Origin of the sequence: Psychrobacter lutiphocae DSM 21542 (assembly GCF_000382145.1) — a bacterium.
Classification (GTDB): domain Bacteria; phylum Pseudomonadota; class Gammaproteobacteria; order Pseudomonadales; family Moraxellaceae; genus Psychrobacter; species Psychrobacter lutiphocae.
Window position 1 is genome coordinate 61,303 of record NZ_KB907634.1, and the last position, 16,585, is coordinate 77,887.

Sequence of the window (16,585 nt, forward strand, 5' to 3'; positions counted from 1 at the left end):
ATTATGCTAGGATTGCATTTTGAAGGCTATTGAATTTTGTAAAAGCCAAACCTAATAAGGGAAATTAAAGCCATGCAAGTTAAATTTTGTGGATTAACCCAAAGTGAAGATGTAAAAAATGCGGTTGCGCTGGGTATAGATGCACTTGGATTTGTTTTTTATCCACCCAGTCCACGAGCTGTGAGCGCTGAGCAGGCAAGCGAGTTGATTAAGCAGGTTCCTGCCTTTATTAGTGTGGTGGCGCTGGTCGTTAATATCGAAAAAGAGGCTTTGGTCGCATTGGCGCAAAGCACCCCTTTTGATGTGATTCAGTTTCATGGTGACGAAACGCCTATGCAGTGTCAAAGCTTGGCTAAAGCGGTTAATAAGCGCTGGATTAAAGCACTACGAATTAACAAAGATAAAGACACATCTGATTCGATACGAGCGCAAGTTGCTGAGTTTGCTGATGCTGGTGCTAGTAGCATTTTGCTTGATGCCTATCACAAACAGGCTTATGGGGGGACTGGTGAGCGTTTTGATTGGTCATTGATACCAGATAATGTCAGTTTGCCAATTATTTTGGCAGGTGGGTTAACGGCTGATAATGTTAGTGATACACTAAAGCTACCTGTTTATGCGGTGGATGTGAGTGGTGGTATTGAGTCGGCTAAAGGTATTAAAGATGTGGATAAGATGAGCGCGTTTATTAAAGCAGTGAAATAGCTCATTTGCCATGTCATTCTGATAAAAGTTATGGTGTATTTGGAGCTAATCTCGCTTTGCGCTACTATCTGCCAGTGGTGGCAATGCGTTTGCTTAGGTTTGACGTGTCGCTTGCTCACCGCGTCGCCACGACAAAAACCTAGCAACGCAGTTTGCCAACCCTAGCAGGATATCCGCTACAATCGAGGCTAAACCGCTTTTAGGGCAACGTTCTAAAGTCAATAAAATACGCCTATTTTAACGTAACTGATGACTAAGTAGTGGGTGCTTTAAACTTAGCTAGTTTAATAATTCTACCAAAAGCTGTGATAAAGCCATAGCCTACGTCAAAAGTTGAGATTAACGTATAAATAGTAAGTTCAAGAATTAAGTTTTAGTTTTTGTACGAACTATAAGGAAGGTGGGAGAAGTCTGCAATACCCAATAGCTTGGATGTATAGTAAATATGGAACATAAGTATGTTTGCTTGGTATAAAAGATTATTCGCACTTCAAGTCGGAACAAAAGGGTCAAAGGACTTAGAAGTGAATGCTTTAGAAACTCTTGCATTGGCCGAAGAAAATGAAAATATACCTGTTAATCAAGCACCCCCAGGCTATGAATGGATGGCAGGTTTTGGTTATAAGGTAAACTGGTATATGATTCCTGAATATGAATTAAAGGATAAGGGCTGGACGATTCAAAACCTCGCTGATGCCATTGGGTTGCAAAATCAACAAAAAATGTCGTGGAATGATGGGGTTGAATTTGGCTATAAATCTTTGTCATCTAATGAGAGTCAGGTTTATATTTCATCGCCTTTTGATGGTTGGGTCTTCATTATTAATGAAGCTGATGAAAAGTTAGATTTACTTGACGATGTTGTCGCAAATTATTATGCCTTTGGCAGCTATCGTGTAGTGGATTATGTCGGTTGGAAGTATGTTCAAGATAATAAAGTAGTCAGATATTTCGTTTTTAGTTGTGGTGATATATGGAAAAATATAGGAGATCAAACAGTTGATGAGAGCTGTTTAAACTTTGTTGATTTATCTGGACTAGATACTGACGACGCTATTGATAAAATTTGTAGTGATGATATTGTCGATAATGAAAATATTATATCCATATTTGATGAAGATCATGTCATTGAGATTTGTAAAGCGTGGACGGGTGTAAATCCTTGTGATTTTGATGCGCAATCGGTGCCAATTGAAAAGTTGCCAAGTTTAGGTATTGGTGGACGATTGATAAAAGCTTGATCATGCAATTATGCAAAATTTTGGATGATATTTAGGTTGGGCGGAGTCTGCGATACTCAACAATATAACTTTAAAACAATATAGCTTTAAAATGTAGGGTCTTGTACTTCGGTGCTAACCTACAACTTGCTGCTAATTGATAGACTAGTTTAGAGTAAGTTGATAGTTTTAGAATGAGAGTAAGTAGGCTGGTGCTTTTAGCCCAGCGAAATTCATTTTTTAGCTAAATATGTCGGGCTAAAGTTACAGCCTACGCAAAGCGTTGAGAGTGACGTATTTATTTGAAAAATATAAGAAGGTATTCGTAATTATGGTAACCTTGATGAAGGCAGTGAATCAAGACCGATGGCAATCTTGTGTCTGACAATGAAATCAGAAGATGGCAGTGAAATCAGAAGATGGCAGTGAAATCAGATGATGACAGTGAAATCAGAAGATGGCAGTGAAGTCAGAAGACAATAGTTAGTAACGCCTTATTAATTTAAAGTATTAGAGTAAAAATATGAATAATTTTAACAATCTAGCGCATAATGATGACGTGGACAATGTTACTGATTTTGATCAGTATCCAGATGCAAGGGGTCACTTTGGTATTCATGGCGGACGTTTTGTATCAGAAACATTGATGGCGGCATTAGAAGAGCTTGAAACCTTGTACTATCAAGTTAAGCAGGATCCACAGTTTTGGCAAGAGTATCATAATGATTTGATCAATTATGTCGGTCGCCCAACGCCCTTATATCATGCGAAGCGTTTGAGTGATGAGATAGGTGGTGCTCAAATCTACTTTAAACGTGAAGACCTAAATCACACGGGTGCGCACAAGGTTAATAACACCATTGGTCAAGCATTATTGGCAAAAATGAGTGGTAAAAAACGAATTATTGCTGAAACTGGTGCAGGCCAGCATGGTGTGGCAACGGCGACTATTGCTGCTCGTTTAGGTCTTGAGTGTGTGATTTATATGGGGGCAGACGATGTAGAGCGTCAAAAGATGAACGTCTATCGTATGCGTCTATTGGGTGCAACAGTCGTTGCGGTAGAGTCTGGATCACGTACTTTAAAAGATGCGATGAATGAGGCGATGCGTGATTGGGTGACCAATGTTGATACCACCTATTATATTATTGGTACAGTGGCTGGCCCACACCCATATCCGTTATTGGTACGTGACTTTCAGGCAATAATTGGTAAAGAAGCACGTATTCAGCATTTGGAAAAAACGGGCAAATTACCAGATGCTCTGGTGGCTTGTGTTGGCGGTGGTTCTAATGCTATTGGTTTATTCCATGAGTTTTTAAATGATTCTGATGTCAAAATGTATGGTGTGGAAGCCACAGGTGATGGTATTGAAACAGGTCGTCACTCAGCACCCCTGGCAGCGGGTCGTGTCGGTGTGCTGCATGGCAACCGTACCTATTTGATGGCAGATGACGAAGGTCAAATATTAGAAACGCACTCAATCTCTGCTGGACTTGACTATCCAGGTGTTGGACCAGAGCACAGTTTCTTAAAAGATGTTGAGCGTGTTGAATATGTTGGGTGTACCGATAAAGAGGCCCTACATGGCTTTCATGAAGTGACTCGTAAAGAAGGTATTCTTCCTGCGCTTGAGTCTTCGCATGCGGTAGCCTATGGCTTAAAGCTTGCGGCAACCATGAGTCCTGAGCAGAGCATAATTGTTAATATGTCAGGACGTGGTGACAAAGACTTGCACTCTGTCATGAAGGCTGAAGGTATAGAGTTATAACCTAACGATAGTAATTTAACCATATAGAATGTACCCGCTATATAGAATCAACCATAAGTCTTTTTGCTAAACTGAATTATTACCAGTATATGTATCAAAGGAATATCATGACCCGAATTGAATCAGCATTTAAAAATTTAAAACAACAGAATAAAAAAGCCCTCATTCCTTATGTGATGGCTGGAGATCCATCGCCCGATAGTTTTGTCGGCTTGTTGCATGGCCTAGTAGAGCATGGTGCAGATATGATCGAGGTTGGTCTGCCGTTTTCAGATCCGATGGCAGATGGCCCGACGGTTGCCTTGGCTGGCGAGCGTGCCTTAGCTGGTGGTACTAGTACTTTTAATGCGATTGCGATGGTCAAAAAATTTCGTGAAAACAATACCACCACGCCAATTATTTTAATGGGTTATTTAAACCCAGTTGAGATTATTGGTTATGATAAATTTATTAGTATCTGCCAAGATGCTGGTGTTGATGGGGTGTTGATTGTTGACTTACCACCAGCAGAGTCAGGTGATTTTGTTCAGCGCTTGGCTGAGCATGATATGAATGAGATTTTTTTATTAGCACCAACCACACTGCCCGAGCGCCGTAAGCAAGTGATGACCTATTGTGGTGGTTATATATATTATGTATCGCTAAAAGGGGTAACAGGATCGGCAAGCTTGGATACTACGGCGGTAGGAGAGCAAGTACAAGCCATCAAGCAAGAAACAGATCTGCCGATTTGTGTTGGCTTTGGTATTCGTGATAGCCAGTCAGCCGCTGCCATCGGTCGTTACGCTGATGGAGTGATTGTCGGTAGTGAGTTGGTAAAAAACTTTGCTGGGTTAGATAGCCAGTCAAGTCCAGATCAAGTTGCAGCAGCACAAGCCAAGGTTATGAGTAAGATGGATGAGCTGCGCCAGGCACTTGATGCATTATAGCCCCTTGTTTTATAGAAATACTCACTTGTCGTACGGTTTTTTAGAAGATCTTGATGCATCCAAGCTGGATGTATTAAGATTTAGCCCTATATGTTATGGTCAATTTGCTTGAAAGCTGTTACGCTGTTGACTGTTGCAGATGTCGCTGCAATAGATTAGGCATTATCTGTGGAATATTGCCGTATGAGAGTCAATGCAATAGAGTATAACTGAAGCAGTTATACAAAGTGATTAACTATAAGATAAGTGACTAACTATAAGATAAGTGACTAACTATAAGATAAGTGACTAACTATAAGATAAGTGACTAACTATAAGATAAGTGATTATAAGATAAAAAGGGACTATAAAAAAAGACAATCAGTGATAAAAAGATAATAAGTGAACAATAACAGGAGTAATTGTCGCTTAAAAAAAGCGGTTGTCGTTAAATAACTAGCCCCGAACTTGCCAATATATAATGATAATATAAAGAGAAGACTATGGAAAATAACGACAGTAAGGACACCCTAACTTTAGACAAAAAAGAGCATCAATGTGGTACTTGGCTATCACGACCAGTGCCAAGAGTACAGCGTCACAGCTTACCTCAGTTGACTGCTGTGGAAACAGAGCCGTCAACTCAATGTCCTCAGTGTCATTCGATGACTACCAATACCGCACTGATTTTTAATTGTTATGTCTGTCCGCATTGTGATTTTCATCTGGCAATGACAGCTCGTGAGCGTTTGCAGGGATTTTTAGATCAGGTTGATGTTGAGCTTGGTCAGGAGTTTCAAAGTAAAGATCCGCTACACTTTACCGACAGTAAGCCTTATACTCAACGTATGCAGCAGATGCAGGACAAAACAGGAGAAACAGAAGCGCTTATTGTCTTAAAAGGTAAGATACGTGATCTAGATGTAATTAGCTGCGCTTTTGACTTCCGTTTTATGGGCGGCTCTATGGGATCTGTGGTTGGTGATCGCTTTGTACAAGCAGCTGAGATGGCGCTTGAGCAGAGAGTGCCCTTGGTCTGTTTTGCCGCCTCAGGTGGAGCTCGGATGCAGGAAGGCTTATTGTCATTAATGCAGATGGCACGTACTGGTGCTGCTGTTGAGCGTCTTCGTTTGGCAGGTATTCCCTATATTGTGGTATTAACCAATCCTGTTTATGGTGGTGTGACGGCGTCATTGGCGATGCTTGGAGATATTCATTTAGCCGAGCCTAAGGCAATGATAGGTTTTGCTGGTAAGCGGGTGATTGAGCAGACAGTACGTGAAACGCTAGAAGAGCCATTTCAGCGTGCTGAGTACTTGCTTGAACATGGAGTTATAGATCAGGTAGTACATCGCCATCAGTTAAATGATACCATTTATCGCATGCTTGCTAAATTACTACATATACCTGCGTAACAACATATACCTGCGTAACAACATATACCTGATATACTTGCTTAATAGGTATGTTGCTCAGGTTATGTGACAGTTAGTTTTTATATTTTCTAAGAGATGTGACGTCCGTGAAGCTTTCTAAAACCATTCCAGGTGCAACCGCTATTCCCACCCAATCCAGTTCGTTGTCGGACTGGATTTATTATATGCAACACATTCATGTATCAGCAATTGATATGGGATTGTCTAGGGTATTACCAGTTGCTGAGCGTTTGGGTCTATTACAATCTGCCAAAGACGATGCCTATGTATTTACCGTAGCAGGTACTAATGGTAAAGGCTCTACCACCGCAGTCATCAGTGAGATATGCCAACAGGCAGGCTACAAAACGGCCTTATATCAATCTCCGCATTTAATTGATTTCAATGAGCGGGTGCGTATCGATAGTCAACCTGTGGGAGATCAGTGTTTAGTTGATGCTTTTTATCAAGTTGAACAAGCACGGTTGGCTTGTGATTTAACCTTATCTTTTTTTGAGATGACCACGTTAGCTGCAATGCTTATTTTTGTGCAAGCAAAATGTGATGTGTGGGTATTAGAAGTCGGCTTAGGTGGTCGCCTAGATGTGGTAAATATTATAGATCCAAATTTTGCAGTCATTACTAACATTGGCATAGATCATGTGGATTGGTTAGGGGAGACTCGTGAGCAAATAGGCTATGAAAAGGTAGGTATATTGCGTGAAAATATCCCACTAGTTTATGGTGAGTCAGATATGCCAAACTCGGTGGCACAGCGTATTGATGAACTGGACTGCTTAGTGTATCAGCTAGGGCAAGATTATGATTATGTGCAACGGCTGGATGCTCCACATGTGTGGCAGTTTAGCTGTGCTTATGTCACTTTGCAGTTACCCACACCTAAGCTGTCACTGCTAAATACTGCCAATGCAGTTGCAGCTGTATTGTCCAGTGACTTAAATATTAATAGTCATCATATAGATCAAGCATTATCCAAAGTTAAACTAGCTGGCCGATTTGATCAACGTCAATTAGCAGATAGATGCTGGCTCTTTGATGTGGCCCACAATGAGCGTGGAGTTAGTTTTTTATTATCGCAGTTATTACCTTTATGGCAATCGCATCAAGCCAAATATCCACAGGCGAAATTGAAATTGGTGTTTTCAATGCTAGCTGATAAAGATATTGAGCAAGTAGTGCAACTGATGGTTGACTCAAAGTTACCGATTGCACAGTGGTATATTGGTGAAATAGATCATCCACGTGCAGCCAAAATAGAACAGTTAACCACCATAGTGCGGCATCAGAAGCAAGTGGTGAGTAGTTATTCTAGCCTTGCGCAAGCAGGACAGGCAGTGATTGCAAATAGTAGTACACAAGATTTAATCTTGGTGTTTGGCTCATTTCATACGATAGGTGAGATATTGAAGTCACTATCACAATAACTTGTGTTATTTGGTCATGGCATAGCTTAACTAAGGTTGTATAGAGTTTATTTGCATAGACGACCACTGATAGATAGTGCACTTTAATGAGCACTTATAATGAGTACGATTTATCTTATTGTTATCACTATTTTTAAAATGAAGGCACGCCCTAGTTATAAGTGTATTAAATAGTAGTTTTAAACTTATTTATAAAAAAAATACCAAAAGCTTTAAAATATTCGGCACATTGAGCATTCATATTGATATAATATGGAAACATTACCGTAAGTAAATGTGTCACAATCCATCTCATAGTTGCCTTACTGTTACAAAACAGCTATGTTTGCTACTGCCCCTCAATCAATAAGTTAATACATTATGATGTTTCGTCCAAAAAAATTTAAAAATAAACTGCTACTGGCCATGGCGCTGATAACAGGTGCAAGCTTGCCAAGCTATGCCAATACAGTCATCACTGATGTACAGATTAACTCATTAATATCTCAGGCTATTGAAACACATCCACTTGTAGGTTCTGCCCGCGCTGAGCGTGAAGCAACCACTGAAGGCATCAGCGCCGCAAAGCTGAGCTTGCTACCGACACCGAGTGTGACCACCAGCTATAATGACAATAATGATCTGGTTTCTGAGCTTGGGGTTCGCCAGCCTTTATGGACAGGTGGACGACTAACTGCCAATGTCAATCAAGCGATTTTTGATGATAAGGCTGCAGTTGAAAATATCTATGCTCAACAAAACCAAGTGGCCAAGACCACTATTGAAGCTTGGCAAACTTATGTCAATGCTGTTGCTCAGCAGCGAGTCCATCTCGAAAACCTTACTCAGCTACGCAACTTTGAAGCTATGATGCAACGTCGTGTCAGCCAAGGTGTATCTGCCCGTATCGAGCTGGACTTGGTGACTAACCGTATCTTACAAGAAACCAATGCTTATGAAGCAGCACGTGAACAACAGCATATTGCAGAGGCGCGCTTACAACAAATTACAGGTCAGCCTTTACCAGTAGGTAGTGAGCATAGTGTACCTAATTTAAGTGTACTAGTTGAGCAGGCTAAAGTGGCATCGGCAGGCTTTGAGCGTATGGCCTTTGATGATGCCAGCTTTTATAATCCATCTGTAGTCAAAGAGCTTTTCCAAATTGAATCTGCCAAACAAGAAGTTAGAGCGCAAAATGCTGCTAAATATCCCACATTGTTTGCAGAGTATAAACATACCTTTGATCATGATAATAATGAAGATGATGGAAAATTCTTTGTTGGTCTAAACTATCAGCCAGGTGCAGGTTTTTCAAACTTTGCATTAACCCGAGCATCTGAGGCGCGGGTGAAAAGCTTAATTCAAAGTAAAGATGCGGCTCAGCGTGGTGTAATGGAAGATATTCAAGTGCAATATCAACAGTTTGCTAGTGCAAAAAGCCGTGAGTTGTCTTTAGTTTCTGCAGTTGCTGGAGCACAAATTGTACTTGAGTCCTATCAGCGTCAGTTTATCGCTGGTCGCAAAAGCTGGCTAGAAGTACTCAATGCGGTGCGTGAGCTAAGTGACTATCAAATAATGTTGGTGCAGACGCGGTCTAATATTTTGGGCGCTTTTTATAAACTGCAGGTTGATTTTAGCTTGATGTCTTGGCAGCAACGCTTTGGTCACAACCGTCAACCAGTGAAGATGTTTAGTGTGACTGATCCAGTAAAAGATTGGATGAGTAAGCAGCCTAACACTGTGGATAGCAGTCACTTCGGCTATAATCAAGGCGCAACAACCAGTCTAAATAACGGTGGTATTAGTAGCCCTAGCTTTACTCAGACAGGAGTGAGTAACGTTAACTTAACCACGACAGGGTTAAATGGTTCTAATTTAAACGATCCTATAAACAATCTTGGTTTAAGCAATCCTAATAGCACTCAAACTGATCTAAGTAGTGACGATGAATATATTCATATCGCACTGCCAGCCTCTGCTGAAAGTCAGCTAGAAGATGGCTCTTATATCATGATTGATGAGCAAGGTCAGCCAGTAGTGGTAACTTTAGACTCAGACTCTGTTGAGGTTGTCGAGGCTACAGATGTTGTTACTGTATCAGGGTCAGCTTCTGAAGGCCTAGGCTTAGTAGAAAATGTGGATAATATGGTGATGACTTCCAAAACAACGACTGAGCCAGAAGTAGAGGATGCAACCATTGCGACACCTACTCAGCCAGCAGAGCCTGTATTTCCAGGTATTCAAAAACCCAAATCCGAATTTCCTCCAGAAATAGAATCTCAGTCGGTAGCAGCAGTAGAAGAATCGGTTTTTGCAGACATTGCTACTGGATTAGACTCAGAGCTGTCTGAAAATGAAGAGGCATCAGACCTACCTACTGACAAGCATCAAGGCTAATCCTTATTCAGTAACTTAGTGCAAGCGCAAGTTAAAAGTGCAAGCGCAAGTCAAAATTTTATTAATTAAGTGGTCATTATGAGTAATAACCAACATTCATCAGGTAACAAAACCACAGATAGTTCAGAGTTACATGGCGAGTTAGTCCCAACCCATGAGCTATCAACCGCAGAGTCGTTACGTGATGCGTTAAAACATATTTTAAGCCAACAAGGCTATCCTATTGATAATATTCGCCTACAAGATGTCATTAGAAAGCATGACAATCAAAGAGCAATAGATCAAGGCCGAGGTATTAATACTTTAGGCGGTGTGGTTGGTGTCCTTGCCGGATTGGGCATTGAAGAGGCGCCTGAGATTTTAGAGCAGCCCGATGCTGCCTTCTTACCTTTGTTGGCCTATCATGCCCGCTATGGCTGGGGTGTGATTGACGGTCAAACCCCTCAAGGCTTATGGAAGTTGCGCCAAGATCAGCAAACGCGTGCCATTGGTTTGGATGAAATAAAAATTATATTGCGTCTGCGTTTACAAGATGACCATGTCAAAAAGCGCAATGCCAGCTTTACTGATTTATTAAAAACTGATTTGTTTAGATACAAAGGCGTGGTGGTTGAAGCGGTTATTGCCTCATTTTTAATTAACTTTTTGGCATTGGCAGTGTCTTTATTCTCACTGCAAGTTTATGACCGGGTTATTCCGACTCGAGCCGTCAGTACGCTGGTTATTCTTGCCAGTGGTGTGGCTTTATTCATTATCTTTGAAGCCTTTATGAAGTTTGCCCGCTCCAAAATTATGGATAAAGTGGTGGTGGGCTTAGACCAATATTTATCACGTGAAGTGTTTCAGCGCTTATTAAGAGTGCGTATTGACCAGATGCCAGGGTCAGTGGGTTCAATGGCAGCCCAGTTGCGTGGCTACGAGCAGGTTCGAAGCTTCTTTACAGCCAGTACTTTATTTGGTCTAGTTGACTTACCAATGACCATTATCTTCTTATCACTGATCGCTTATATTGGTTCGCCTTTAGTAGCATTAGTACCCATTGTTGCATCTTTAATAGCTATTACTATGGGTTTATTTGCACGTAAGCGTATTGATGCTATTGCAGCTGAAGGTGCCGCTGCCTCATATTACAAAACTGGACTGTTGGTTGAAACTGTTGAAGGTGTAGAGACCATTAAAGCAGGTGCAGGTAGCTGGAAGTTTTTGTCACGCTGGTTAGATGTGATGAATATTACGATCAAAAATGATCTAGATATGAAACATGCCAACGATTATTTGAGCTACTTTACCCAAATGCTACAACAGACCAGTTATGTTGGTATTGTCATTACTGGTGCATTTGTAGTAATGAGTGGTGAAATGACAATGGGTGGGTTGATTGCCTGTTCTATCTTAGGTGGTCGCGTATTAGCACCTGTTATGGCAATTCCAAATCTGTTGGTTCAGTACTCCCACGCCAAAGCGGCAAAAGGGATGATTGAATCTATTTTTGCGCTAGAGCAAGATAACCATGGTGTTAACTATCCGCTATCACCGACCAAGATTCGTGGTCACTATCAATGTGATGACTTAGTATTTAATTATATGGACAATGACCGTCCAGCAGTGTCCATCAAAAAGTTGGTAATTCAGCCCGGTGAACGTATTGCTATTTTAGGCCCGATTGGATCTGGTAAATCAACATTGTTAAAACTGCTATCTGGTCTTTATGCGCCTACATCGGGTCGTATCTTATTAGATGGGCTAGATATTCAGCAAATTAGCCGAGAAGCGTTAAGTGAGCAAGTCGGTTATTTGCAACAGGATCATCGCTTATTTCAAGGTACGTTACGTGAAAACTTATTAATTGGTATGCCAGCGCCAGATGATGATGTGCTACATGATGCGCTACAAAAAACAGGGCTAATAAACCTAGTCGCCAACCACTCAAGTGGCTTAGATTTGCCAATTAGTGAAGGTGGGCGTGGTCTCTCAGGTGGTCAAAAGCAACTGGTCGCTTTTACACGTTTATTGTTAACCAAACCCTCAGTATTGCTAATCGATGAGCCAACAGCATCGATGGATAACCGTCAAGAGCAACGCTGTTTGCAAGTGTTGCGTGATGAATTAAAAGATGGACAAACCTTGGTAGTATCAACTCACAAAACTGCGCTACTAGAGTTGGTAGATCGTATTATTATCATGGATAACCATCAAATTGTAATGGATGGTGCCAAAGAGGCAGTATTAAAACAGCTAATGCAAAATGAGCAGGCCAAGCGTCAAGGTGGTGTTGAGCAATTAACACAACAAGCCAAACCTGCATTAAAAGCAGCACCACAAGAGCCAAAAGGCCCTCAAGATCCTAATACACCAAAACCTAACTCACCAAAATCAGGTGGTCCAGCAACACCAACAGGTTCTCAACCACAACAATCAAAAGATCAGCAACCATCACGAAATAAGCCACAGATTGTGATTAAGCCAGCATCAGAAGCTAGTGGTACACAGCAAGGTAGTAATATAAAAAATCAGGGTCAAGTGGCTGATGCTCAAGCCAATAAACATCAAGGTGATAGCTTAGAAAATAATGCAGGACACACAGCTGATCAAAGTACAGCACAAACTACGGGTAAAGCAAAGCCCAATACCATTATCATTAATCCCATATCTGAAGAGAAGTAAGCATGTCTGATTATCGTTATACTCCCACTAAACCAAAAGTTGGTCGTGCTCGTCTCACTGTCTGGATTGCCCTTGCGGGAATAGTAATATTGCTAGTGTGGGCATATTTTGCCAAGATTGACCAAGTAACTCGTGCCAAAGCAACCGTCATCGCCAGTGCTCGTACTCAAGAGATTCAAGCCTCCGAAGGTGGAGTATTGACCGAAATTTTGGTAGCAGAAGGTGATGATGTCAAAAAGGGACAACTGTTAGTCGTGCTCGAAGAAGAGCGTGCTAAAGCAGCCTATGACAACTCAGCGACCAAGACAGCGGCACTACAAGCTAAACTTGCGCGTTTAAATGCTGAGATTTTTAATAGACCTTTGGTGTTTCCAGATAGCGTGGCTAAATATCCAGAATATATTTCAAACCAAACTAACTTGTACAATCGCCGTAAGCAAGCGATTGAGGAAGAAGTATCTTCTTTAGAACAAATGCTAGTATTGGCTAAGCAAGAGCTGAGCATGAACGAGCCATTATTACAGTACGGTGATGTGAGCCAGGCTGATGTCATTCGGTTGCGCCGTCAAGTAGCAGATATAGAAGCTCAGATTAATAATAAGCGTAATAAGTACTTCGAAGAAGCACAAGCAGAGATGACTAAAGCGCAAGAAGAGCTTGATAGTGAGCTTGAGCAACTACGCGATCGAACACAAGTACTGGAAGAAAAGCGTTTATTATCGCCACAAGACGGTAAAGTAAATAATATTAATATTACTACCATTGGTGGGGTTGTGAAGCCAGGTGAAGTGATTATGGAGCTTTTACCTACGACTAGTGATTTAATTGTTGAGGCCAAAGTTAGTCCAGCGGATATTGCTTATGTAAAAGAAGGACAAGCGGCATCAGTAAAACTAGATGCCTATGACTTCTCAATTTTTGGTGCAATGAATGGTACGGTAACCTATATCAGTCCTGACACCTTAATTGAAAAAACACCAAAAGGAGAAGAGCCTTATTATCGAGTGTTAATTCAAATTGGTGAAGCAGAGTTTGCTGGTCGTGGTGATGAGATTGTGATTAAGCCGGGTATGACTGCCAGCGTAGATATTAAGGCGATGGAGCGTACAGTGCTATCTTACTTAACCAAACCAATTACAAAAACCTTATCAGAAGGCCTTGGTGAGCGTTAATAGGAGGGTTAATAACAGGTTGGACAAGCAAGCATTACATTAGGTGGGTGAGTATTATTAGAAGTTAGAAAGTTACTAGCCATAACTAGTCAAAATTTTAGCTAAGTATAATTTAATTTATAACTTATGCGCTAGTAAAAGTAACCCAAGGCTCTAAAATCTGTAACTTTTTAAAAATACCACATTTTTTTTAAAAAAAAACAAAAAAAAGTTTGACACACAGATTAAAATCTATATAATACACATCCACAGCAAGCGAGCTTAGTTATAAAAACCAGTTATAATAATTAAGATCCAAGCAAGTTTTAACTGTATCAGTATTTATAGAATAAATATAGTTAGAAATAGGGTGATTAGCTCAGTTGGTAGAGCGTCTGCCTTACACGCAGAATGTCGGCAGTTCGAGCCTGTCATCACCCACCACTTATTGTGTTTTTTAAAGCGCTTAAAGTGCAGAGTGGCTAAACAATGCATTACGACCTAAGCAGCGGTAGTTCAGTTGGTTAGAATACCGGCCTGTCACGCCGGGGGTCGCGGGTTCGAGTCCCGTCCGCTGCGCCATATTTTAAAAACTTGATGATTTTTAATAGCTTAATAGTTTTACCCCGCTACATAATATGTAGCGGGGTTTTTTGTGCGTGTTGAATTTTCAAAATATTAGAGATAGCTAAAATATTGGAAATAGCCTAAGCACGGTCGGTTTAATTTAAACTTTTACCTTTTCTGAAAAATAACCTATCTTTGTCAAATGATTTGGGGAAGAGGTTAAATAGAGCAGATTGTGTGTAATTTGTTACCTGCCTGCGTGGCAAATCGACTATTAGGAAACTTGAATGATTCCTTAATCATTGTAATCCATTTTGTGAAAAATCATAAATATCAAGCTATTTCTATTTCTTAATTATATCCAAATGTAATTTTTTGTAATTTGTTATTTTGTAATACTTAATCTTAGTCTTTGTTATAGCTCAGAATAGCTCATCTTAACTAACACATGGCTAGTATTATTCAATTCATTGTGGGCAATTTTTTATTGATATATAGTTAGTTTTTATATATATTGAACAAAAATTCAGGAATAGTTAAGTTTAACTATATTTATTAAAAGGTATATATTTTTTATATTGTTTAGAAATATTTTTTTATATAATTATTTATTAAACAATGCATATGGTTAATTTAATAAATAATGTTAAAAAATTGTTTAATATTAAAGTATAAGTACTAGGGCATGTCATCAGTTCGTACAATGATATTTATATGGGCTAAATATAGCTAAATGTTGTTATATAGTGTCAAATAACTGGTTAATGTAATGATATTATCTGCGTTATCTTCCTAGTTTGACTGCGATTTATCTTATTATTATTACCATTTTTAAAATGAAGATACGCCCTAGTTAATTAAAACATATCTATTTATTCTTCAACTTAATATTTGCTCCTCAACTTATTCTGCTGTTTAAAATAATTTAGCTCAATCACATCAATTGGTGTTATTCAACTGATGTATTCACTACCTTTACTTCTAGCAAATTAGTATTTAGTAATCTACTTATTTAAGTGATAAGCAACCAGTTTAAGTAATCAATCAATAAATAACTACTTATTATGGTAATTATTTGGACTGAGCCAGTATCAGTGCATTGATATATGCGATTGATACAGCTTTGAAGTTTAAAACAGATTACCAGTTACCTATTTTAAAGCGGAATTAAGAAATAATACCTAAAGGAATACCCATGAAAACTGTCATTGTAAAAGTAAATAACACCACTCAGATTATTGCTGAGCATCAACTGATTACTCAAGACGGTCAACCCACCGTTATTCAAGCAACCAAAAAAGTTAATTATGAGCTGATAGACCAAGCAACTGGTCATGCACCAGATCACCTTATCACTAAGCGTGTAGGTAAAGATTTACATGTATCGGTAGAAGAAGATGGTCAAGAAAGCGATCTTATCATCGAAGGCTATTATGATGATGTAGATAGTGCGCTAATTGGTATGGCTGAAGATGGTAGTTATTACTACTATGTGCCAGACACCGGTGAAGTGGCTGATTATGTGACTGAGCTTGCTCCTGGTGATATCGAAGGTCAAGCATTAGGTGGTAATGCATATCAAACCCCCTATTGGGTAGGTGCGGCTGAAGAGGGTGGTTTTGCATGGCTGCCTTGGCTGGTAGGTCTTGCCGGTGTTGGCGCCTTGATTGCGGCTCTTGACGATGATGACGATGATGATAGTGCCCCACCAGATCAAGGTCCCGGAGATGCAATACCGAATTTAAACGAAGCACCAGTAATTAAAATTCCAGAAGCAGTAGATGGTATCAATAATGAGGAGCTATCGGATGGTGTTCAAACAGAAGTTTCTATTCCTGAGGGAACACAAGTAGGTGATAAGTTAACGATAACTGTAACTGATCCAAACAATAAAACTAAAACTGTTGAGCACATTGTAACTCAAGAAGATATAACTCAAGGTGTCGCTAATATTACCATCGGTAAAGATAAAATTCCTGAAGATGGTACATATACTGCTCAGGCTAAAATAACGGGGGATAATGGCAATAATTCAGAGACTAGCGAACCCGTTGATTTTATTGTAGACTCTACCGTGCCAGGAGATGTAGATGGAGACAGTGATCCCTCAACAGGCGATGCTGATGGTGACGGCAAAGATGACACCACCGGCGGGGACACAACAGACACAGATACAAACACCCTAAACGGTGGACCACGTATCACCTTCCTAGAAGATACCATGGGTAAAAAGGATGCTGCCGGTAATGATATAAGTGACGGTTACTTAAATGCCAGTGAAAACCTGGCAGATGGTGACCCAGATACGACCTCAGTACACATCTCAATCCCAGAAGGTGCACAAGCAGGCGACACCCTATACA

At 40.2% G+C, this 16,585-nt stretch carries 10 protein-coding genes and 2 tRNA genes; all 12 read left to right on the plus strand.

The window, feature by feature from the left end:
- The first annotated feature begins 72 nt into the window (after window positions 1–72).
- A complete protein-coding gene (locus H140_RS0106675) occupies window positions 73–705 on the plus strand; it encodes a phosphoribosylanthranilate isomerase (protein ID WP_019672890.1) in 633 nt (210 codons plus the stop codon).
- Window positions 706–1,163: 458 nt separating this feature from the next.
- Complete coding sequence (locus H140_RS0106680) at window positions 1,164–1,946, plus strand: hypothetical protein (protein WP_019672891.1); 783 nt, start codon at window positions 1,164–1,166, stop codon at window positions 1,944–1,946.
- Between the two features lie 502 nt (window positions 1,947–2,448).
- Entirely contained in the window at window positions 2,449–3,696 is a 1,248-nt protein-coding gene (trpB, locus tag H140_RS0106685; RefSeq protein ID WP_019672892.1) for a tryptophan synthase subunit beta, read from the plus strand.
- A 107-nt stretch (window positions 3,697–3,803) separates the two neighbouring features.
- Window positions 3,804–4,625, plus strand: a complete 822-nt coding sequence (gene trpA, locus H140_RS0106690) for a tryptophan synthase subunit alpha (RefSeq protein ID WP_019672893.1) — start codon at window positions 3,804–3,806, stop codon at window positions 4,623–4,625.
- A 482-nt stretch (window positions 4,626–5,107) separates the two neighbouring features.
- Complete coding sequence (gene accD, locus H140_RS0106695) at window positions 5,108–6,019, plus strand: acetyl-CoA carboxylase, carboxyltransferase subunit beta (protein ID WP_019672894.1); 912 nt, start codon at window positions 5,108–5,110, stop codon at window positions 6,017–6,019.
- A gap of 185 nt (window positions 6,020–6,204) precedes the next feature.
- Window positions 6,205–7,464 carry a bifunctional folylpolyglutamate synthase/dihydrofolate synthase gene (locus H140_RS0106700; RefSeq protein WP_019672895.1) on the plus strand — a complete coding sequence of 420 codons (1,260 nt, stop codon included), beginning with the start codon at window positions 6,205–6,207 and terminating at the stop codon, window positions 7,462–7,464.
- A gap of 360 nt (window positions 7,465–7,824) precedes the next feature.
- The gene (locus tag H140_RS14155) at window positions 7,825–9,840 is read left to right on the plus strand and encodes a TolC family protein (protein ID WP_019672896.1); all 2,016 of its coding nucleotides are present in this window, start codon (window positions 7,825–7,827) and stop codon (window positions 9,838–9,840) included.
- Window positions 9,841–9,918: 78 nt separating this feature from the next.
- Window positions 9,919–12,504, plus strand: a complete 2,586-nt coding sequence (locus H140_RS0106710; protein WP_019672897.1) for a type I secretion system permease/ATPase — start codon at window positions 9,919–9,921, stop codon at window positions 12,502–12,504.
- Window positions 12,505–12,506: 2 nt separating this feature from the next.
- Window positions 12,507–13,676 (plus strand): HlyD family efflux transporter periplasmic adaptor subunit, encoded by a 1,170-nt coding sequence (locus tag H140_RS0106715; protein WP_019672898.1) that lies wholly within the window; start codon window positions 12,507–12,509, stop codon window positions 13,674–13,676.
- A gap of 347 nt (window positions 13,677–14,023) precedes the next feature.
- A tRNA-Val gene (locus tag H140_RS0106720) sits at window positions 14,024–14,099 on the plus strand.
- A 61-nt stretch (window positions 14,100–14,160) separates the two neighbouring features.
- A tRNA-Asp gene (locus H140_RS0106725) sits at window positions 14,161–14,237 on the plus strand.
- A gap of 1,180 nt (window positions 14,238–15,417) precedes the next feature.
- A partial coding sequence (locus H140_RS0106730) for a hypothetical protein (RefSeq protein WP_019672899.1) occupies window positions 15,418–16,585 on the plus strand: 1,168 nt, incomplete at its 3' end.